This is a genomic window from Pseudomonas sp. GD03862 (assembly GCF_029840855.1).
Lineage (GTDB): Bacteria > Pseudomonadota > Gammaproteobacteria > Pseudomonadales > Pseudomonadaceae > Aquipseudomonas > Aquipseudomonas alloputida.
Genome location: NZ_JAOCDI010000018.1, coordinates 45,025 through 63,951 on the forward strand (window position 1 = coordinate 45,025; position 18,927 = coordinate 63,951).

At 61.3% G+C, this 18,927-nt stretch carries 15 protein-coding genes; 9 read left to right on the plus strand and 6 right to left on the minus strand.

The features are described 5' to 3' along the window. Positions 1-92 precede the first annotated feature (92 nt). The gene (locus N5D53_RS13905) at positions 93-1,148 is read left to right on the plus strand and encodes a HEAT repeat domain-containing protein (RefSeq protein WP_129932221.1); all 1,056 of its coding nucleotides are present in this window, start codon (positions 93-95) and stop codon (positions 1,146-1,148) included. Positions 1,149-1,226: 78 nt separating this feature from the next. Further along, a complete protein-coding gene (locus N5D53_RS13910; protein WP_190869194.1) occupies positions 1,227-2,843 on the plus strand; it encodes a response regulator in 1,617 nt (538 codons plus the stop codon). A 6-nt stretch (positions 2,844-2,849) separates the two neighbouring features. Here the strand turns inward: N5D53_RS13910 and N5D53_RS13915 are convergent, their stop codons facing one another. Beyond that, complete coding sequence (locus N5D53_RS13915) at positions 2,850-4,913, minus strand: ATP-binding protein (protein ID WP_266024978.1); 2,064 nt, start codon at positions 4,911-4,913, stop codon at positions 2,850-2,852. A 193-nt stretch (positions 4,914-5,106) separates the two neighbouring features. Here N5D53_RS13915 and N5D53_RS13920 point away from each other — a divergent pair, with 193 nt between their 5' ends. Next, positions 5,107-5,793: a type 1 glutamine amidotransferase domain-containing protein gene (locus N5D53_RS13920; protein WP_104961568.1), complete on the plus strand. Its 687-nt coding sequence runs from the start codon at positions 5,107-5,109 to the stop codon at positions 5,791-5,793. Between the two features lie 129 nt (positions 5,794-5,922). After that, positions 5,923-6,729: a CSS-motif domain-containing protein gene (locus tag N5D53_RS13925; protein WP_104961567.1), complete on the plus strand. Its 807-nt coding sequence runs from the start codon at positions 5,923-5,925 to the stop codon at positions 6,727-6,729. A 23-nt stretch (positions 6,730-6,752) separates the two neighbouring features. Here the strand turns inward: N5D53_RS13925 and hppD are convergent, their stop codons facing one another. After that, positions 6,753-7,829 carry a 4-hydroxyphenylpyruvate dioxygenase gene (gene hppD / locus N5D53_RS13930; protein WP_104961566.1) on the minus strand — a complete coding sequence of 359 codons (1,077 nt, stop codon included), beginning with the start codon at positions 7,827-7,829 and terminating at the stop codon, positions 6,753-6,755. 298 nt (positions 7,830-8,127) lie between these two features. On the opposite strand from hppD, the gene N5D53_RS13935 reads away from it, so the two are divergent. Both N5D53_RS13935 and rarD read left to right on the plus strand, forming a co-directional pair. After that, positions 8,128-9,714, plus strand: coding sequence for an EAL domain-containing protein (locus N5D53_RS13935; RefSeq protein WP_104961565.1), 1,587 nt, complete (start codon positions 8,128-8,130; stop codon positions 9,712-9,714). Positions 9,715-9,747: 33 nt separating this feature from the next. Then, entirely contained in the window at positions 9,748-10,635 is an 888-nt protein-coding gene (gene rarD / locus N5D53_RS13940; protein WP_003253870.1) for an EamA family transporter RarD, read from the plus strand. Here rarD and N5D53_RS13945 read toward each other — a convergent pair. Next, positions 10,598-12,169, minus strand: coding sequence for a TerC family protein (locus N5D53_RS13945; protein ID WP_064493275.1), 1,572 nt, complete (start codon positions 12,167-12,169; stop codon positions 10,598-10,600). The genes rarD and N5D53_RS13945 overlap by 38 nt on opposite strands. A 291-nt stretch (positions 12,170-12,460) precedes the next feature. Between N5D53_RS13945 and N5D53_RS13950 the strand changes: the two genes are divergently transcribed. After that, positions 12,461-13,042, plus strand: coding sequence for a LysE family translocator (locus N5D53_RS13950; RefSeq protein ID WP_190869193.1), 582 nt, complete (start codon positions 12,461-12,463; stop codon positions 13,040-13,042). On the opposite strand, the gene N5D53_RS13955 is transcribed toward N5D53_RS13950, so the two are convergent. The 3 genes from N5D53_RS13955 to N5D53_RS13965 form a co-directional block, all read right to left on the minus strand. Continuing rightward, a complete protein-coding gene (locus N5D53_RS13955; protein WP_190869192.1) occupies positions 13,007-13,855 on the minus strand; it encodes an AraC family transcriptional regulator in 849 nt (282 codons plus the stop codon). The genes N5D53_RS13950 and N5D53_RS13955 overlap by 36 nt on opposite strands. Positions 13,856-13,902: 47 nt before the next feature. Further along, positions 13,903-15,021 (minus strand): glycosyltransferase 61 family protein, encoded by a 1,119-nt coding sequence (locus N5D53_RS13960; RefSeq protein WP_010954306.1) that lies wholly within the window; start codon positions 15,019-15,021, stop codon positions 13,903-13,905. 73 nt (positions 15,022-15,094) lie between these two features. Next, the gene (locus N5D53_RS13965; RefSeq protein ID WP_104887713.1) at positions 15,095-16,249 is read right to left on the minus strand and encodes a hypothetical protein; all 1,155 of its coding nucleotides are present in this window, start codon (positions 16,247-16,249) and stop codon (positions 15,095-15,097) included. Between the two features lie 456 nt (positions 16,250-16,705). Here N5D53_RS13965 and N5D53_RS13970 point away from each other — a divergent pair, with 456 nt between their 5' ends. Both N5D53_RS13970 and N5D53_RS13975 read left to right on the plus strand, forming a co-directional pair. Then, positions 16,706-18,325: an NADP-dependent glyceraldehyde-3-phosphate dehydrogenase gene (locus N5D53_RS13970; protein WP_190869191.1), complete on the plus strand. Its 1,620-nt coding sequence runs from the start codon at positions 16,706-16,708 to the stop codon at positions 18,323-18,325. Positions 18,326-18,435: 110 nt separating this feature from the next. Further along, entirely contained in the window at positions 18,436-18,915 is a 480-nt protein-coding gene (locus tag N5D53_RS13975; RefSeq protein ID WP_129932227.1) for a VOC family protein, read from the plus strand. Positions 18,916-18,927: the final 12 nt, after the last annotated feature.

The window sequence follows — 18,927 nt, forward strand, 5'->3', positions numbered from 1 at the left end:
GCCTGGCGCCTGGCCAACGGCGTGCCCGGTTCGGTTGCATTTACCCCCCGGCTGGCCCAAGCTCTGCCCTTCCCGCCGCCACGGATCGTCCGATGCCCAGACGCAACCGCTACCTGATCGCCCTGCTGTTGTCGATTCTGGTATCGGCCCTGTTCGGCTACCTGTGGCGCGACGCCCCGCCAACCCCGCCGACCTTGCCAGCACACAGCTACGCCAAGGCGCTGCGCCAGGCCCACGACGGTCAGCCCGGCGCCGCACGGGTGCTGTACCAGCAATTGCAGCGTAACGACCTACCTGCGATCCGCCGTGCGGCGCTGTACGCCGAGTTGCCCAACTACCCCTCGCCGCAGGCATTGAAACTGGCCCGCCAGGACCTGGAACATGCCGAGCCGCTGGTGCGTCGAGCGGCCATTGCCAGTATCCGCCGCCTGTTACCGCCAGCACAGCGCAGCCTGGTACTCGGCCCGCTGCTGGACGACAGTGAGCAAAGCGTGCGTTTTGCCGCCGTGGATGCCCTGTTGGGCCTCGATCCCGACGCCATCGGCCTCTATTTCGGCCCCCTGCAGTCAGCCTTGGAGCAATACCAGCAAGCCCTGGAGCAACAGCCTGAAGATGCCGACGCCCAAGTGCACCTGGCGCGCCTGTACCTGCACGAAAACGACTACACGCACGCCGCTGCGGCCCTGCAGCGTGCGCTCGCGATTGCCCCCGGCAACCTCAATGCCCTGGCGACTCAGGTACGCCTGCTCGAGCGCCAGGGCCACCACGACGCCTCCCGCCAGGTGCTGGGCAAAGCCCTGGCGCTGAGCCCCGACTCGGCCTTTCTGCAGTATGAGCTAGGGCTTTGGCTGAAGCGCCACGAACAGCCCGAGTATGCCTTGCTGGCCCTGTCCCGCGCCGTCGAACTGGACCCGGACAACGCCGATTACCGCTATACCCTGGCGGTCACCCTGCATGAGCTGGACCAGCTCGACGCCGCCCAGAAGCAACTGGAAACCGTGCTCAATCGGCAGCCAGCCAATCGCCGGGCACGGGTGCTGCTGATTCAGTACTGGAAAGAGTCCGGCCAGTTGCAGAACGTGCAAGTATCGCTCGCCGAGCTGGAGCGTCAGAACCCGGACGACCCTGTGCTGCAACAGGGCCTGTAGGCAGTACCTGAACTTAGTTGAACCCTGAGCCTGTGCCAGGGTCCAGTGGGTATCAGGCCACCCTAAAGGAGAGTCGTTTTGGCCAGTTCGTTGGCGCTGGATGAACGTGCCTTGATCCTCGCACCGCCACAACTGGCGGCGGATACCTCACGTCTGCTGACTTCCGCCGGCATCAACAGCCTCTGCGCGGTCGACCTGGCCAACCTGCAGGCGCGTCTGACCGAGGGCGCAGGGTTGGCGATCATTGCCGAGCAGGTGTTCAGCCAAGGCCCAAGCGCCTTGCTGCAGGCATTCATCGACCAGCAACCCAGCTGGTCGGATTTGCCCATCGTGCTGCTGACCCAGGGCGCCTGGTCGGCCGCTGGCGTGAATCACCATCCAGTGGGCAATCTGCTCTGGCTGGTTGCGCCCTACCAAAATGCCCAGTTGCTGCACATGACCCAGTCCGCGCTGCGCAACCGGCGGCGACAGTACGTGACACGTGACCAGCTCCATGGCATGCAGCAGCGCCTGGACAGCCGGCCTTCAACCCCGGACGAAGAGCAGGACCGCAGTGAGTTCACCCGCTGCCAGGCACGCAAGATGGAGGCCATTGGCCAACTGGCCGGCGGCGTCGCCCATGACTTCAACAACCTGCTCACCAGCATCAGCGGCAGCTTCGAACTTATCCAGCGGCGCCTGCGCCAAGGCCGCAGCGACGGCCTGGATGGCGTTCTGTGCATGGGCCGCGAGGCCGTTTCACGCGCCGCCCGCCTGACCCACCGCTTGCTTGCCTTCTCTTCCCGTCAATCGCTGCACAGCCAACGTATAGACCTGCATACCTTGCTCAAGGCGGAACGCCTGGGCGCTCGCCTGAGCCCGTCGATAACCCTGCAAGTGCACGCGGCCAAAGACCTGTGGCCCGTGGAGGCGGATGACCAGCAGTTGCAGGAGGCCCTCGACAACCTGCTGCTCAATGCCCGCGAGGCCATGCCCAACGGTGGCCTGCTATGCATCGAGGCGAACAATCATCACATCGCCACCGAGCAAGCTGCTGACGGCGCTTTGCGCACTGGCGACTATGTGCGCCTGCGAATCACCGACAGCGGCCAAGGCATGGCGCAAAGCACGCTGGAGCACGCCTTCGAACCCTTCTTCAGCACCAAGGCGACCGGCCAGGGCATTGGCCTGGGGTTGTCGATGGTGTACGGCTTCAGCAAGCAGTCCCATGGGCATATCACCCTCAGCAGCGAGATTGGCCAGGGAACCCAGGTGGAGCTGTATTTGCCACGCCATGTCGACCAGGCCCGGCCATCCAGCAAGCCTGTGCCGGCCAGGCAAGACGGCTACAGCCGACACGTGCTGGTTGTCGAGGACGATCCCCATGTGCGCCAACTGCTTTGCCAGGCGCTGGACGAAAACGGCTTCCCCTGCCAAAGCGCAGCCGACGCCAACGAGGGACTGAAGGTGCTGCGCTCGGCACAACCGGTGGATTTGCTCATCACCGATGTGGGCTTGCCCGGCATGAACGGCCGGCAACTGGCAGAAATTGCCCGCAGCCTGCGCCCACGATTACCGGTGCTGTTCATCACCGGTTACGCGGAAACGGCCATGGCCCGCGAAGGCTTCCTGGGCGCTGACATGCACCTGATCTGCAAGCCGTTCGAGTTGCAGCAGTTGCAGGCTCGAGTGACACACATTCTAGGCAAGCCTTGAAGCGCCCTACACGTCAAGCAGGCGTAGCGCTTCATCGGCAAGATGCGCCAGCGAAAACGGCTTGTTCAACAATGCCGTGCCCGGCTGATCGAGCAATTGCGCTTCAATGGACTGATCCGCATAACCGGTGATGAACAGAATTTTCTGCTGTGCAAGCTGCATGCGCATGGCCTTGGCCACTTGCCGGCCACTGAACCCACCCGGCAAACCGATATCGGTGATGACCAGATCGAAAGGGCCGCCATGGCGAAAGCGCTCCAGTGCGCTATTGGCATCGCCCACATCCGTGACGTCAAACCCACGCTCAGTCAGGTATTCGCGCATGACCGCGCGCAGATCAAGCTCGTCATCCACCAGCAGCAGGCGCTCACCCCGTGCCATGCGCTGCGAAAGCGGTACCGGCGCGGGCTCATCCGGAACCGGCTCATGGCTCCTCGGGAAAAGCATGGAAACCCTGGTGCCCTGCTCCGGCGTCGACTCGATCCAGGCATACCCCCCCGACTGACGGACGAAGCCATACACCATCGACAGGCCAAGCCCGGCCCCACGCCCGAGAGGTTTGGTTGTGTAAAACGGTTCGAAAGCCCTGGCGATATCCGCCGCGGCCATGCCATGGCCATCATCCTCGACATGCAAGGCCACATAGTCGCCCGGCGGCAAGCCACCTTCATCCGGGAAGAACGCGGTCAGCCGTTCGTTGACGCTGCTGATGGTGACATTGCCCTGTTCCAGGCACGCTTCACGCGCATTGGCACACAAGTGGATCAAGGCATTCTCTAGCTGGGGTACGTCCAGGCTCACTGCCCAAGGTGCAACGTCCAGTTGCCAGTGCAAGCGCATCTCTGCCCCCAGCGCCCGCAGCAACAGGGGTTCGCTCAGACGTAACTGCCGATTGAAGTCCAGTGGCCGAGGGGCCAATGGCTGATGGCGGGAAAATGCGATCAACCGATGGGTCAGGTCCATGGCACGCTGCACCGAGTCGCGCGCAACGTCCACGTAGGCCTCCACACGCTCCAGCCGCCCCTCCTGCAGGCGCCGCTGCAGCAGTTCGAGGCTGCCACCGATACCGGACAGCAAGTTGTTCATTTCATGGCCCATGCCGCCCGCCAACTGGCCAACCACCTCCATACGCTCACTGTTGTGCATCAGCGCCTCTGCCTGACGCGCCGCCTCTTCACGGTCTGCGGTGATGTCCCGGCCAACCGCCGTCAGCAGGCTGCCGTCAAACCTCGCACTCCAGCGAAACCAGTGGTAGTGACCATCGCGGTGTCGCAGGCGGATCTCCAGCTGCTCCGCGTGGCTGCATTGGAACAGCCCGGACACTGCCAATCGTACTTCGGTACGCTCTGTCGGGTGCACCAGTTCCATCACCGACATCGTCTGCACCTGCTCTTGTGTCCAGCCCAGAATGCGGTACCAGGCAGGGTTGGCGGCATGCAGTTTCAATTCTGGGGTGAGCATCATCATCGCTTCGCGCGACAGCAACCAGAACTGCTCTCGCTCGGCCACATGCTGCTCAACCTGGCGTTCAAAGCTCTGCACCTGCTCACGCCAATGGCGGTGGGCCTCGACGCTGGCCGTGGTCTCGATCACCGTATGCAGAAACCCCGCCACGTTACCGAGTTCATCGTGCAGGGGGGCATAACCGAATGCGCACCATAGTGGTTCGGCGCCTTCACTGCGGACGATACGCAGGGGTGGGTCCTCGACAAAATTCGAGTGGCCTTCCAGTGCCTTGAACACCCAGGGGCCCACTGCAGGCCAGATATCACTCCACAGGGTATCGAACGCCATGCCCAGCGCATCCGGTAATGCCCGCAACGCCCGGTAGCCATCGTTATGCACCACACACAGGTCCGGCCCCCAGACCACCGCACATGGGAAAGGTGACAAATGCATCATGTCCACGGCAATGCGCAACGAAGCAGGCCAGCGCGACAATGGCCCAAGCGAGGTACGCCACCAGTCGAACTGGGCTATCCGCTCCCCCATCGGCTCGATCGATGGCAAAACAGGCGACTGCAGGATGACCTGCGGCGCGGGCTCGCGTGGCTTACCGTTAGCGACCAATATCGTGACTCCAGCAATGCTCAGGGTTGACCACAGCGCCGCCAAGCCTGGCACGCTCGCCCGTGGATGGATTCAAGTTAGCACAGCACGTCCGGCACACCATGGCGGAGTTGCTGGTGGCAGCTATGCTATTTAGGTTTTCCCTCGGGCCAGGGAGCACCGGCCCATTCAGGTTGGCGACGGGAGCAGGGTCATGAGCAAGAAAATTCTGGTGGTGTTGACCAATACAGCGAAGTATCCAACCCTCAAACGGGCGACCGGGTTGTGGCTGGGTGAAGCCGTTCACTTTGTCGAGAAAGTCGAAAAGGCCGGCTACACGGTCGATTATGTCAGCCCACAGGGCGGTTACGTTCCCGTCGACCCGAAAAGCCTGCAGATGGCCCCTGACCTGGACTGGCAGTGGTATGACGACAAGCGCTTCATGACGCGCCTGGGCAGTACCTTGGCCCCAGGGCAGGTGAAGGCCAACGAATACAGCGTCATCTATTACACCGGTGGGCATGGGGTGATGTATGACTTCGCAGAAAGCCAGGCTCTGCAGGAACTGGCACGCAAAATCTATGAAAAAGGTGGCATTGTCGCAGCAGTCTGTCACGGCGTAGTCGGCCTGCTGAACATCAAGCTGAGTAACAACTGCCTGCTGCTCAAAGACCGCAAGGTGACCGGCTTTTCCAACATAGAGGAAAAACTGGCCGAACTGGACGACGTAGTGCCGTTCCTGACGGAGAACGAACTTGGGGCGCGCGGCGGTGAGTACAGCAAACATGATGAGCCGTGGAAGCCGTACGTGGTCGACGATGACAGGCTGATCACCGGGCAGAACCCCGCTTCCACCGCCTTGCTGGCCGAGGCAGTGCTGAAAAAGCTCAAGGGCAGTTAGCTACATCAAGGCGCTCGCTTTCCTACCGCTTCAACTGCAGCCGGACTACAGCAGCCCGGTCAGCAAATACATAGGCTCAGGGCTCAACTGTTCACCACGGACAGTTTCAGAGCGGAGAACTATTAGCCTATGTCGAAAATCATGCACGCGGGGCGCAGCATGGTGGAGCTGCTGCTGCTCATTGCAGTGGCGCTGGTGCCTGTGGTTTCCGGTTTGCTGGTGATGGCTTTCCAGCTGGAAGCGAAACTTGCGGAAAACGCCAGCATTTCCGTTCAGGAGGCGGTTTTCAGCGTCGACAATGCGCTGGACAGAATGCACGAGACGGCCCTGCGCACCCTGCCATTTGCAGGGGAATCTTGCGATAACGTCAAAAGCGCCTTGCAGGACCAGGTTGCCATCCGCTCCATGGTCAGGTCGCTGACCTTGCTCAAAGACAATCAACCCTACTGCAGCACGGCTTCAGGTTCGCTGGAGCATTATTCATCATTCGCGTCGTCCGGCCAGCGGGTCGCACTGTCCTACGGCCCTCCTGACACGCGCCAGAAGCTGCTGGTCGACTTTCACCAGAAGGGCAAGAACAATGGCGTGATCGTGACAGCCTATGCCATGCAGATTCGCAACGAACTGGATGGCTTTCAGGATGGGCTGACACTGCTGGTCGAGTTTGGCGACCGCTACATATGGAGCAATGGTGATAGCCGCGGCCTTGAACGCCCTTCACAGTCCGAATTCTTTACAAGCGCCATGTCGGCCAAGTATGGATACACGGTCAAAGGTGGCTACCCAGCGGGTTTCACCGCTCAGGAAATCCGCCAGTCGGTGCTGCAGATCGTCCCCTCACTGATGCTGGTGGGGATCGTGACCGGCTCGATCGTCTACCTGGCCCTGTTCAGGGCACGTGCCAACAGGCGGGGTACCGCCGCCGAACGAACATGACGACGACGGTACTCCAGGGGCGATCAGTCTGTGCTCAGCACGCCACGGCGTACCTGGTCACGTTCGATGGATTCGAACAGCGCCTTGAAGTTGCCCTCACCGAAGCCATCGTCACCTTTGCGCTGGATGAACTCGAAAAAGACCGGGCCAAGCAGGGTTTCCGAGAAAATCTGCAGCAGCAGGCGCTTGTCTTCGGGCTGCGACGCACCATCGAGCAGGATGCCACGCGCTTGCAGTTGGTCGACCGGCTCACCATGGCCAGGCAGGCGCTCTTCGAGCATTTCGTAGTAGGTTTGCGGTGGCGGGGTCATGAAGCGCATGCCCAGCCCCTTCAGGGCATCCCAGGTCTTGAGCAGGTCATCGGTCAGGAAGGCTACGTGCTGGATACCTTCACCGTTGAACTGCATCAGGAACTCTTCGATCTGCCCTGCGCCCTTGGACGACTCTTCGTTGAGCGGGATGCGGATCATGCCATCAGGCGCAGTCATGGCCTTGGAGGTCAGGCCGGTGTATTCGCCCTTGATGTCGAAGTAGCGGATTTCACGGAAGTTGAACAGTTTCTCGTAGAACCCGGCCCAGTAGGCCATGCGCCCGCGGTAGACGTTATGGGTGAGGTGGTCGATGATTTTCAGGCCAGCACCCACCGGGTTGCGATCCACGCCTTCGATGAAGTTGAAGTCGATGTCGTAGATAGAGCTGCCTTCCTCGAAGCGGTCGATCAGATAGAGCGGTGCCCCCCCGATACCCTTGATCGCCGGCAGGCGCAATTCCATCGGGCCGGTTTCGATTTCTACCGGCTGAGCGCCCAGTTCCAGGGCGCGGGCATAAGCCTCATGGGCATTGCGCACGCGAAAAGCCATGCCACATACCGACGGGCCGTGTTCAGCGGCGAAGTACGAAGCGATGCTTTTGGGTTCATTGTTCAGGATCAGGTTGATGCCACCCTGGCGATACAGGTGCACATCCTTGGAACGGTGGGTGGCCACTTTGGTGAAGCCCAGTATCTGGAATACAGGCTCAAGTACGCCTGGGGTCGGCGAAGCCAGTTCGATGAATTCGAAGCCCATCAGGCCCATTGGATTTTCAAAGATATCAGCCATGTTCGTGTTCTCATCTGCAGCGAAAATTATTGATTGCGTGGGATGTGGAACAGGAACGGCGGTGAGCACGGAATGCCCCGCACACTACGGGCGAGGTAATCACCTATGATCAGCTTGAACCCATGGTATGTCATATGGACCCATTCTCGGCGGGCTTGATCCTTCGGAAGTGAAGGACCTTATTGTTGTATTCGTAAATCGATTCTACATTGCGTAAAATGGTTTGTCGCGTTTTAGTTGCTCGTACGCGGCGACAAACGGCTATCCTCTCGTTTTACTTCATGATAGTCAGATCAGCATGCCCCTTACCGTCAAACGCCGCGCCGCACTCAGCTGGCGCACGCTCTTGCCCTGGGTCGTCGGCGTGCTGCCGGTCATGTGCGGCCTGGCCGTGATGAACTGGCAGGTCGAGCGCGAAATGCAGGCCAGCAGCCAGGCCACCACCCGCCAGGCACTGGAGCACGTCGAACACATTCTCGACGACCTGTCCCGTGCCGCCAATTCGCTGCTTCCACTGACTGACAGCCCATGCGAGCAGGTCAAGCTTATGCTACGGGCCCAGGTTACCCGCAATGCCTTCGTGCGCTCGACCAACCTGTTCAGGCACAACAACCTTTATTGCACTTCGCTGTTCGGCGAGTTCGAAGAACCGGTCAATCCTGGCGATTACGTCGACGGCAAGTTATGGCTGATGGACGGCAACTCGGTTACGCCGGGCCACCCGCTGCTGGTCTACCGTGCCAGCGACGGCGACCACGGTGCAATCACCACGGTGGATGGCGACCACCTGCTGACTGCACTGCGCCTGATCGGCCCCGATGAAGAACTGCAGATCCGCGTGGGCGACGCCTGGATGGGCAAGGACGGGGTGGTCCACAAAGGCGTATCCCCTGCGGCCCCCAGTGCCAACGTGCTGATTGGCTCAACCCGCTACCCTTTCAGCGTGCAGGGCGGCTACAGTGCCGACAAGCAAGGCCAACTGTTACGCAGCCACTACCCTGGCCTGCTCAGTCTGCTGCTGGTACTGGGTGCCTTGGCGGCGCTGGTGTGCCGCTGGCAGATTCGCCGCGCCACCTCTCCGCGTGCCGAACTGGAGCGTGCCCTGCAGGCCGATGAATTCCTGCCGTATTTTCAGCCGGTGGTGCGCAAGGGCGATTACCGCTGGGCTGGCGCGGAAGTGCTGATGCGCTGGCACCACCCGCGAGAGGGCCTGGTTCGCCCCGACCTGTTCATCCCCTATGCCGAACACAGCGGGCAGATTGTCGCCATGACCCGCGCGCTGCTGACACATACCGCGCAAAGCCTGGCGCCCTATGCCGGGCTGTTGGAAGACGGCTTCCATATTGGTGTCAACATCACCGCTGACCACTGCCGCGACCTCAGCCTGCTGGATGACTGCCGCACATTCCTGCAGCACTTTCCGCCCGGCCGGGTGGTGCTGACCCTGGAGCTGACAGAGCGCAAGCTGATCGAGCCTACGCCGGTCACCCTTGAGTTGTTCGAAAAGCTGCATGCCATGGGCGTGATGATTGCCCTCGACGACTTCGGCACCGGCCAGTCGAGCCTCAACTATCTGCGGCAATTCAAGGTCGACTACCTGAAGATCGACCAGAGCTTTGTTGCCATGATCGGCGCCGATGCGCTGTCAGTACACATTCTCGAGACCATCATCGAACTGTCGGGAAAGCTGGACCTGGGCATCGTCGCCGAGGGTGTGGAAACCGCCATGCAGCGCGACTACCTGGCCGCGCACGGGGTGGACTTCCAGCAGGGTTACCTGTTCGCCAGACCCATGCCGGCCGCCCAGTTCCTCGAAGCCCTGGCCACTCGCCCGGGCGCAACGCAGTTGCCGCAAGATGCGCCCCCTGAGATCATGCGCGGCTGATCAACCCGCTCAATTCCCGTATTCGAGGCATTCGTGTCAAAAGGCATTGTTTCATCGGTCATGGCGTCCTGCCTGTTCGCTGTGATGTACTTCTATACCTCCCTGCTCAAGCCACTCGATGGCGAAGAAATCTTTGGCTGGCGCACCCTGCTGACACTGCCCTGCCTCACCTTGTTCATGCTTGTCTCGAAAGACTGGAAGCGGGTGGGCGAACTGATGGGCCGGGTAAAGCGCACACCGGTGCTGTTGCTCGGCATGGTCGGCACTTCCTGGCTGATGGGGGTGCAACTGTGGCTGTTTCTCTGGGCGCCCCTGCATGGGCGCAGCCTGGAAGTGTCGATGGGTTACTTCCTGCTGCCACTGGCCATGGTCCTGACCGGGCGGCTGGTATATGGCGAGCGGCTGTCACGCCTGCAGACGGTAGCCGTGGCCTGCGCCGCACTGGGCGTGGGCCACGAGCTGTACCAAAATGGCAGTTTTGCCTGGGAAACCCTGCTGGTAACGATCGGCTACCCGGTCTACTTCGTGCTGCGCCGACGCTGCCGCACCGACCACCTGGGCGGCCTGTGGTGCGACATGTGCCTGCTGCTGCCGTGGGCGCTGTACTTCGTGATCCAGAGCCCACTGTCCAGCGCTGACCTGCAAGCACACCCCGGGCTGTACGTGTTGGTACCGATCCTTGGCGCGATCAGCGCTTCGGCGCTTATCGCCTACGTGCTGGCCAGCCGCATGCTGCCATTCAGCCTGTTCGGCCTGCTCAGCTACGTCGAACCCGTGCTGCTGGTAGGCGTGGCGTTGCTGCTGGGCGAAACCATCGGCCCGGATCAGTGGCTGACCTACCTGCCAATCTGGGCCGCAGTACTGGTGCTGGTGCTTGAGGGCTTCAAGCACCTGCTACGTCAGCGTCGCCGTTCGGTGTAAGCCGAACCTGGCGTACCCGTCGCTCTTCAACCGCCTCCACGGTCAGCATCCAGCCATTCCAGGCTAGCCGGTCACCGACCATCGGCAGGCGGTCGAGCAAGCTCATCACCAGGCCCGCAAGGGTCTGGTAATCCTCGGTAGCACGGGCGCTGAAGCCAGTACGCGCCTGCACCTGGCTGAGGTTCAGCGCGCCGCTGACCACGAAGCCTTCCCCCTCCTGAACGATGCCCGGGCCTTCAACCTCACTGGCATCCGGCAACTCACCGGCAATCGACTCAAGGATGTCGGTCATGGTCAACAGCCCGGTGAAGTCACCGAACTCGTTGACCACGAAGGCAATATGGGTCGACTGACCGCGCATTTGCTCCAGGGCATTGAGGATGCTGAAGCTCTCCAGCAGGTTCAACGGCGCCCGGGCCATGCTTTCCAGGTCGGGCTGGCTGCCCGAGAGCAGTTCCTTCAGCAGTTCCTTCTTGTGCACAAAGCCCAAGGGCTCGTCCACGCGACCATCGCGGATCAGCGGCAGGCGCGAGTACGGCGAATTGGCCAGGGCCTGGGCAATGGCGTCGGCCGGTTGCGCCAGGTCAATCACATCAACCTCGGCACGGGCAGTCATCACCGTACGAATCGGCCGCTCGGCCAGGTTCAGCACCCCGCTGATCATGACACGCTCACGGCGGTCGAACAGCACCTCTTCCCCGCCACCCTCGACCAGGTCGGCAATCTCCTCGCCGACCTCGTCAGCCTCGACCCGGCGGCCGCCCAGCAGGCGCAGCACGGCATGGGCAGTACGTTCGCGCAACGGCCTGTGCTGTTGCAGGCTGCGCTTGCGGCGGGCACGGGCCAGCTGGTTGAACAGCTCGATCAGGATCGAGAAGCCGATGGCCGCGTACAGGTAGCCTTTAGGGATATGGAAGCCCAGGCCTTCGGCGGTGAGGCTGAAACCGATCATCATCAGGAAGCCCAGGCACAGCATGATCACCGTGGGGTGGGCGTTGACGAAGCGGGTCAGCGGCTTGCTGGCAACGATCATGATACCGATCGAGAAGATCACCGCGATCATCATCACGGACAACTCATCGACCATGCCGACCGCCGTGATCACGGCATCCAGCGAGAATACCGCGTCCAGTACCACGATCTGGGCAACGATCGGCCAGAACGCGGCATGGCGCAGCGTGCCGCTGGCCTGGGTCACGTGACCTTCCAGGCGTTCATGCAGCTCCATGGTGGCCTTGAACAGCAGGAACACACCACCGAACAGCATGATCAGGTCACGGCCAGAGAAGCTCTTGCCGAACACTTCGAACAGCGGTGCGGTCAGGGTGACCATCCACGAAATGCTGGCCAACAGGCCCAGGCGCATGATGAGCGCCAGGCTCAGGCCAATGACCCGCGCGCGGTCGCGCTGATGGGGCGGCAACTTGTCGGCGAGGATGGCGATGAACACCAGGTTGTCGATACCCAGCACCAGCTCGAGGACGATAAGCGTCAACAGGCCTAACCAGGCCGTGGGGTCGGCTAGCCATTCCATTAGCGGGTACTCACGAGGGGCACGTCACAAGGACGGGAGAAGGATGGCCAGAAAGGCCGAAGACTGGGGGGCTCCGCGAAGGTGCTCATATAGACCTTGATAACAAATTGGGAGAACGATGCTACAAGCACAGCAGGTTTCTGTAGTAGCGCAAAACTATTACAAAACCTGTAACAACCCTGCATCGCCATTAGCCCTGCAGGCGCGAGTCGTGCGCAGGTACTTTTGTTCAATACATCAGAACGCCGGCCACGCGAGGATAACGCCTCCCCAACCACGCGGATCTTCCTCATGAGCCTATACCTGTCCATGGCCGCCTTCGCCCTTGCGGCCTCGATCTCCCCCGGCCCGGTCAACATCGTCGCCCTTGGCAGCGGTGCCCGCCATGGCCTGCGCGCCAGCGTTGCCCATGTGGCCGGCGCCACGCTGGGGTTCTGCCTGTTGCTGGTGCTGGTCGGGCTGGGCCTGCATCAACTGCTGTTGCGCTGGCCCTTGCTGGGCCTGATGTTGCACTGGGGCGGTGTAGCGTTTCTGCTGTACATGGCGTGGAAGCTGGCCAGTGACGACGGTAACCTGAACAACGCACAGCCTACCCAAGCCCCTTCAGCCTGGCACGGCGCAGCGATGCAGTGGCTGAACCCCAAAGCCTGGTTGGCAGCCGTTGCCGGGGTGGGTGCCTACACCGGCGGTGAACAGCACTTGCTGTGGCTGTTTACCTGGATCTACGGGCCGATCTGTTTCATCTCGGTGGCCTGCTGGGCCTGGGCCGGCAGCGTGATTCGCCAGTACCTGGACAACCCACGTCACCTGCGCATGCTTAATCGGAGCCTGGCCGTGTTACTGGTCGTCAGCGCGGTTTACCTGATTTTTTAAGGCTTGCACGGCTCCTGCAGGAGCGCCCAGGCTAGCGACGGCATTTCTGTAATGCCCCGGTGTCGCCGCCAGGTGCTGTTTGAATGCCCGCTGCAGGTGTGCCTGATCAGCGAACCCGGCCTCCTGTGCAACTTCAGCAATTGAGCGGCCCTGGCGCAACTGCGCCCGGGCCAGTTGCACGCGCTGGTCTAGCAGGTAGCCATGCGGCGTCAGGCCGAAGCGTTGGCGAAAGGCACGAATCAGGTAGGACCGAGACAGGCCGCAAGCCCCGCAGATGTCCTCGAGGCTGAGCGGGTCACTGCGATGGGCGCGTATGAACGCTGCCGCTGCATCCAGCCGTGGGTTGCCCTCGCCACCCTCGCTGGCATTACCACCAAGCATGCCCGGCAACTCGTGAAACAGGGCCGCCAGGCGGGCTTCGCGATCAGGCAGCCTGGCATCGAACAGGTCGGCAAAGGCCTGCAACAGCCGCCGATACAACACAGGCGAGCGGCTCCAGGTCTGCGTGGGCAGGGTAAAACCCACTGCCTGCAACCAAGGCTGATCGACGAACAGCATCAGGTAAGACCAGGGTTCCCCGGCAACAGGGTTGCAGGTATGCACCACACCCGGGTTCATCAACACCGTGGTACCCGCCCCAACCTCAACGCACTGGTCACTGTTGATGTAAGTGCTACGTCCCCCCGTGATCACCCCGATGGAGAAACTCTCGTGAGAGTGCGCGGCGTAGCACACCTTGCGCCCGTCCCCTACCCGTCGGGCTTCGACGAACGGCAAGGCAGGGTCGCGCCAGAACCGTGATACTTCGATCATCCTCTACTGCCCTGCCCGCCGCTGATCCATGCACGGATACTACACATTTATCGAGGGAACAGATCCAGCGTGCGCTCCACCTCGTCAATATCGATCCGGAAACCATCGCCTTCCGGTAGGCCTACCACAAAGCCGAAATGCTGGTGATCACGATCCGTCAGGTATTTGTAGTAACTGACGAAACGGTTCGGCGGCTGCAAAGTCAGCAGGCAGCCTCCCGCCTGCAGCACATTCACGCCATGCACCAACTGGCTACCCTCCACCCCGATGACCACTTTAGCCCCGGCGCAGGCCGCGACAATGCTCGGCACATCGGACTTCAGCGGGTTGACGATGCGAAAACCGCGGGTCGTGCGCAGGTGTTCGGCAAGCTCCAGCTCGTTGCGCAACAGGCGCAGGTCACCATCACCGCCCCGTAACAGGAAAACCCCCGGGTGCTGCGTGTGCGTCACATGCGACAGCAGCTTGTCACCCATGGCTCGGTAGCGAGCATGCCGGCTGCGGTTGTTGCTCTGGTCATCGAACAGCACCAGCTCACGGAAGAACGCACTGCGCAGGCGCAAAGGCTTCATGTCGAGCCAGTCTTCATAGGCCGGTGCCTGGGTGAACAGCGGATACCTGGCAGAGGGGGCGGTGGTCACCGGGATGCCCTCGTTGCAGGCCAGCGCATAGGTCGGGCAATCTTCCATCAGCCAGGTGCCGAACCAGGCGTTACCGTTTAGCGTGCAGTAGATCGCAGCGCGGTCGATTTCATGGTCGATGAGGATGGTCGGGAAGGTACTCGGCTTCTGTGACAGCCAGTGGCTGGCCTTGCCCTTGTACAATGCCCCATCGACCAGCCATACATCCTTGATCAGGTAGCCACGGGTTGGCCCTTGCAACGTGTGGATACCTCCCGCCATGGTCTGCGCCGGGTGCACGTAGGGGTAAAACCGCTTGCCTTCCCAGCCCGTCACCCGATCCAGCTGGCCAGGCAGGAAAATGGCCGGCGGTGAAACCGTGGCTTCGCCCGGGGCAATGTCCCAACTCTTGGTGGCGACGCTCTTGAGATCGATCGCCGTTTTTCCACCCAGCCGTTTGCGCGCCATGTATCGGTAGGCGGCCAAGGTCCAGGTGTGTTGCCTGGCTGCGGGCGATGCACTGAACTGCGAGATGTCGCTTCCCATGAAGCGTCCCCCCCTGATGACGAAGACTGGAGCCCGGCGCCCGGCGCCAGATCAAAGCATCCCTGGCAGTTACTCAACTACTCGTGACTCTTTCCATGGTGGGCGGTGACTGCAAGCTGGCGTAACGGCTGCGCAATGTTTCCACAAACGGTTCGCCTGCCCCGCTGCCTCCGTAGAGATAAATCTTGTGCAGGCCACCAAACACCATTTCGTGATAGCGGCTGGCAACTTCCTCATCGCTTGGGCCATCCGGGAGCCCCAGATGCAACGTCAGCTTGTCGCCTTCGACCGCGAACATCGGCGTGTCCCACAGGAACTTTGCCGTACCGGTCTTGGGCAGGCGGACAAACAGGTACGCATGGTTACCCAGCGAGTCGATATCACCACCGCGGCGGCGCTTCCACTTCAGCAGGCCGTCGTCCGGGCGCGCCAGACACAGGCCGATGTCGTAATAATCGAAGCCCTGTTCCAGTGCCCATTCAAGCGCCATGAAAGTGGTGATCGAATTCACCTCGCGCAATTTCTTCGCATCGGAAAACACCGCCTCGCAATAGCCAAAGCGCAACGTGCTCCAGTAACGCTTGCCGCTGCGTACCACTTCACACCCCAGGTGGCAGCCAATCACCTCATCGCCCAGCATGATCAAGTCAAGCCGGCCGACACTCTTGGCAATACGGAACACCTCTTCGGTAGGAAACTGCGCGGCATGAATGCCCTGCCGGGCCGAAGCATAAGGGCGCAGCAGATCCCGGTCGGCCATGGCGATTTCTTCGTCCGAAAGGGCTTGGCGCATGTGATAAAGCGGCCGGTTCTTGCGAATGCTGCGCCGCAGTTCGCTGTCGTAGCGAGCAGTTATGTCTTCCAGAGGGCGCCCCAGCGGCACCACGGCGCTCAGGTAGTGCGGCACTGACAGCGACCCCGACGTGGGCATTTCGCTGATGACCACGACGTGGCTGGCAGCCGCCGTGGCACTTGCACCGTCCACGATCGATGCGCTGCCCTGGCCCTTGCCACCGATCAGCAGTTTGGCCATTTCTCGTTGCTGCTTGCGACCGATGTAGAGGATTTCGTACGGGCTCTCCTGTTGCGGGCGGAACCTGGCGACTTCCCAACGCCAGAGACAGGCACGCGCCAACATTTCTCGCACTTTGCTGGCCAGCAGCCTGATTTCGTAGCGCAGGGAGGGCGACAGGAGCTTGCGCGCCACAGTCGTCAAGGTCTTTTTCATTTCTTCTTCGACGTCCTTTGAAGTGCACTGTTGGCCAATCGGAACAAGAGAAAAAACCCGGCAAAAACACTTAATACTTTGATTTTTATTGTTTTACTTGAAACTTTACTATCACATTCAGTAACAATTTAAGATGCCTGCAAACGCTTTGGCAAGCGGCTTCTGGCTGACTTTTGATCAAGTTTCATGGCGTCAAATTCCCCGCATCAAACCAATGCTCAACACAACTTTTGCTATAACCATGCCCATCGAGCGTCCGCTGGCTACTTCGCTATCAATGAGTAACCTTTGACGCCTACTTTGCATCAACGTCTTTCAGTTCGCTGACTGCTTGCCGGACAGGCATTGGCGGCCATGTTGAACCAGACTGGTGTTTTTCCTGCAGCCAGTGCATGCTCGTAGCTGAAACGATTCAACTGACTTGAAAACCGCCCTTTGATGTGAGGTGCAGTACCCATGGACCGTTTGCTCGATTCACTCTTCCCCAGCGCCGAGAACATCCCGGAAACCTGGCGCCTGGGAGCCCCACTGGAACAACGCGACTACCTGGTCAACGGTGAGCTCAGGCGCTGGGACGGCCCGTTGGCCACGGTGCGTAGCCCGGTGTGGCTCAAGCAAGGCGACGAAGAGCATCAGGTCATACTGGGCAGCGCCCCGCTGCTGGATGCCGAGACCGCGCTTACCGCCCTCGATGCCGCCGTACAGGCCTATGACAAAGGCCGTGGCGCCTGGCCGAACATGCGCGTGGCCGAGCGTATCCAGCATGTGGAATCCTTCCTTGCCCGCATGCGTGAACAGCGCCAGGCCGTGGTCAAGCTGCTGATGTGGGAGATCGGCAAGAACCTGAAGGATTCGGAAAAGGAATTCGACCGCACCTGCGACTACATCGTCGACACCATCAACGCCCTCAAGGACCTGGACCGCCGCTCCAGCCGCTTCGAGCTGGAACAAGGCACCCTCGGCCAGATCCGTCGCGCCCCGCTGGGCGTGGCCCTGTGCATGGGGCCCTACAACTACCCGCTGAACGAGACCTTCACCACGCTCATCCCGGCGCTGATCATGGGCAACACCGTGGTGTTCAAGCCGGCCAAGTTCGGCGTACTGCTGATCCGCCCCTTGCTCGAAGCGTTCCGCGACAGCTTCCCGGCAGGCGTGATCAATGTCATCTATGGACGCGGCCGGGAAACGGTGAGCGCGCTGATGGCCAGCGGCAAGGTCGATGTATTCGCCTTCATCGGCACCCACAAGGCCGCCAGCGACCTGAAGAAACTGCACCCACGCCCGCATCGTCTGCGCGCCGCACTGGGCCTGGACGCCAAGAACCCGGGCATCGTGCTGCCCCAGGTCGACCTCGACAACGCTGTCGAAGAGGCCGTCACCGGGGCGTTGTCGTTCAACGGCCAGCGCTGCACGGCACTGAAGATCCTGTTCGTGCACGAGGATGTGGTCGAGGCCTTCCTCGACAAGTTTCAGCACAAATTGGCGGCGCTCAAGCCCGGCATGCCGTGGGAACCTGGCGTGGCGCTGACACCGTTGCCCGAGCCTGGCAAGGTCGACTACCTCGATGGCCTGGTTGCCGATGCGACGGAAAAGGGCGCGCGCGTGCTCAACGAACATGGCGGGCACAGCCGCGGCTCATTCTTCTACCCGGCCTTGCTGTACCCGGTCAGCCGGGAAATGCGCGTGTACCACGAGGAGCAATTCGGCCCGCTGGTACCGGTGGTGCCCTACCGCGACCTGCAGACAGTGATCGACTATGTGCTGGACTCCGACTACGGCCAGCAACTGAGCCTGTTCGGCAACGACCCGGCCACCATCGGCAGCCTCGTCGACATCTTCGCCAACCAGGTCGGGCGCATCAACATCAACGCTCAGTGCCAACGCGGCCCTGACACCTACCCGTTCAACGGCCGCAAGAACAGCGCCGAGGGCACGCTCTCGGTGGATGACGCTTTGCGTGTGTTCTCCATCCGGACGCTGGTCGCCACCCGCTTCCAGGAGGCCAACAAAGCGCTGATCAGCGAGATCATTCGCAACCGCCAGTCGAGCTTCCTGACCACCGACTACATCTTCTGACCGCCGCGCTTATAGACAATCGATCTAGCGTCACTGTCGATTTTCCATCTGGGCGAACGACTCTAAGCAACAGGGCGCCTTTCGGCGCCCATTGCACAGGAGAGTCGAACATGGCAGTCAAACCCATCCCCGAAGGCCAGCACAGCATAACGCCCTACCTGGCCATCAACGACGCCGCCAAGGCCATCGAGTTCTACAAGCAAGCCTTTGGGGCGGTGGAAATGTTCCGTCTCGATGCCCCAGGCGGTCGCGTTGGCCATGCCGAACTGAGAATCGGCGATTCGTCGCTGATGCTGGGCGACCCCTGCAACATGGAAGGCGGCCTCACCGCCAGCCAGAAGCTCAACGGTGCGGGTGTAGGCCTGCACTTGTATGTTGAAGACTGCGACAAGGTCTACGCCCAGGCCCTGGCCGCCGGGGGCATCCAGTTACAACCCTTGACCGACCAGTTTTACGGTGACCGCAGCGGCACCCTGAAAGATCCGTTTGGCAACATCTGGTTCGTGTCCACCCACAAAGAGGACCTGACCCCCGACGAGATTCGCGCCCGTGCCGCGAAGATGTTCGGCGGTAGCCAAGCGACGAGTTGAAAGCCGCGCGAC

Bases quoted from the DNA above. Each gene is read 5' to 3' on its own strand.
- N5D53_RS13965 (WP_104887713.1), bottom strand. From the start codon at position 16,249: ATGAAAAAGACCTTGACGACTGTGGCGCGCAAGCTCCTGTCGCCCTCC.
- N5D53_RS13905 (WP_129932221.1), top strand. From the start codon at position 93: ATGCCCAGACGCAACCGCTACCTGATCGCCCTGCTGTTGTCGATTCTG.
- N5D53_RS13935 (WP_104961565.1), top strand. From the start codon at position 8,128: ATGCCCCTTACCGTCAAACGCCGCGCCGCACTCAGCTGGCGCACGCTC.
- hppD (WP_104961566.1), bottom strand. From the start codon at position 7,829: ATGGCTGATATCTTTGAAAATCCAATGGGCCTGATGGGCTTCGAATTC.
- N5D53_RS13955 (WP_190869192.1), bottom strand. From the start codon at position 13,855: ATGATCGAAGTATCACGGTTCTGGCGCGACCCTGCCTTGCCGTTCGTC.
- N5D53_RS13925 (WP_104961567.1), top strand. From the start codon at position 5,923: ATGTCGAAAATCATGCACGCGGGGCGCAGCATGGTGGAGCTGCTGCTG.
- N5D53_RS13975 (WP_129932227.1), top strand. From the start codon at position 18,436: ATGGCAGTCAAACCCATCCCCGAAGGCCAGCACAGCATAACGCCCTAC.
- N5D53_RS13960 (WP_010954306.1), bottom strand. From the start codon at position 15,021: ATGGGAAGCGACATCTCGCAGTTCAGTGCATCGCCCGCAGCCAGGCAA.
- N5D53_RS13970 (WP_190869191.1), top strand. From the start codon at position 16,706: ATGGACCGTTTGCTCGATTCACTCTTCCCCAGCGCCGAGAACATCCCG.
- N5D53_RS13950 (WP_190869193.1), top strand. From the start codon at position 12,461: ATGAGCCTATACCTGTCCATGGCCGCCTTCGCCCTTGCGGCCTCGATC.
- N5D53_RS13920 (WP_104961568.1), top strand. From the start codon at position 5,107: ATGAGCAAGAAAATTCTGGTGGTGTTGACCAATACAGCGAAGTATCCA.
- N5D53_RS13945 (WP_064493275.1), bottom strand. From the start codon at position 12,169: ATGGAATGGCTAGCCGACCCCACGGCCTGGTTAGGCCTGTTGACGCTT.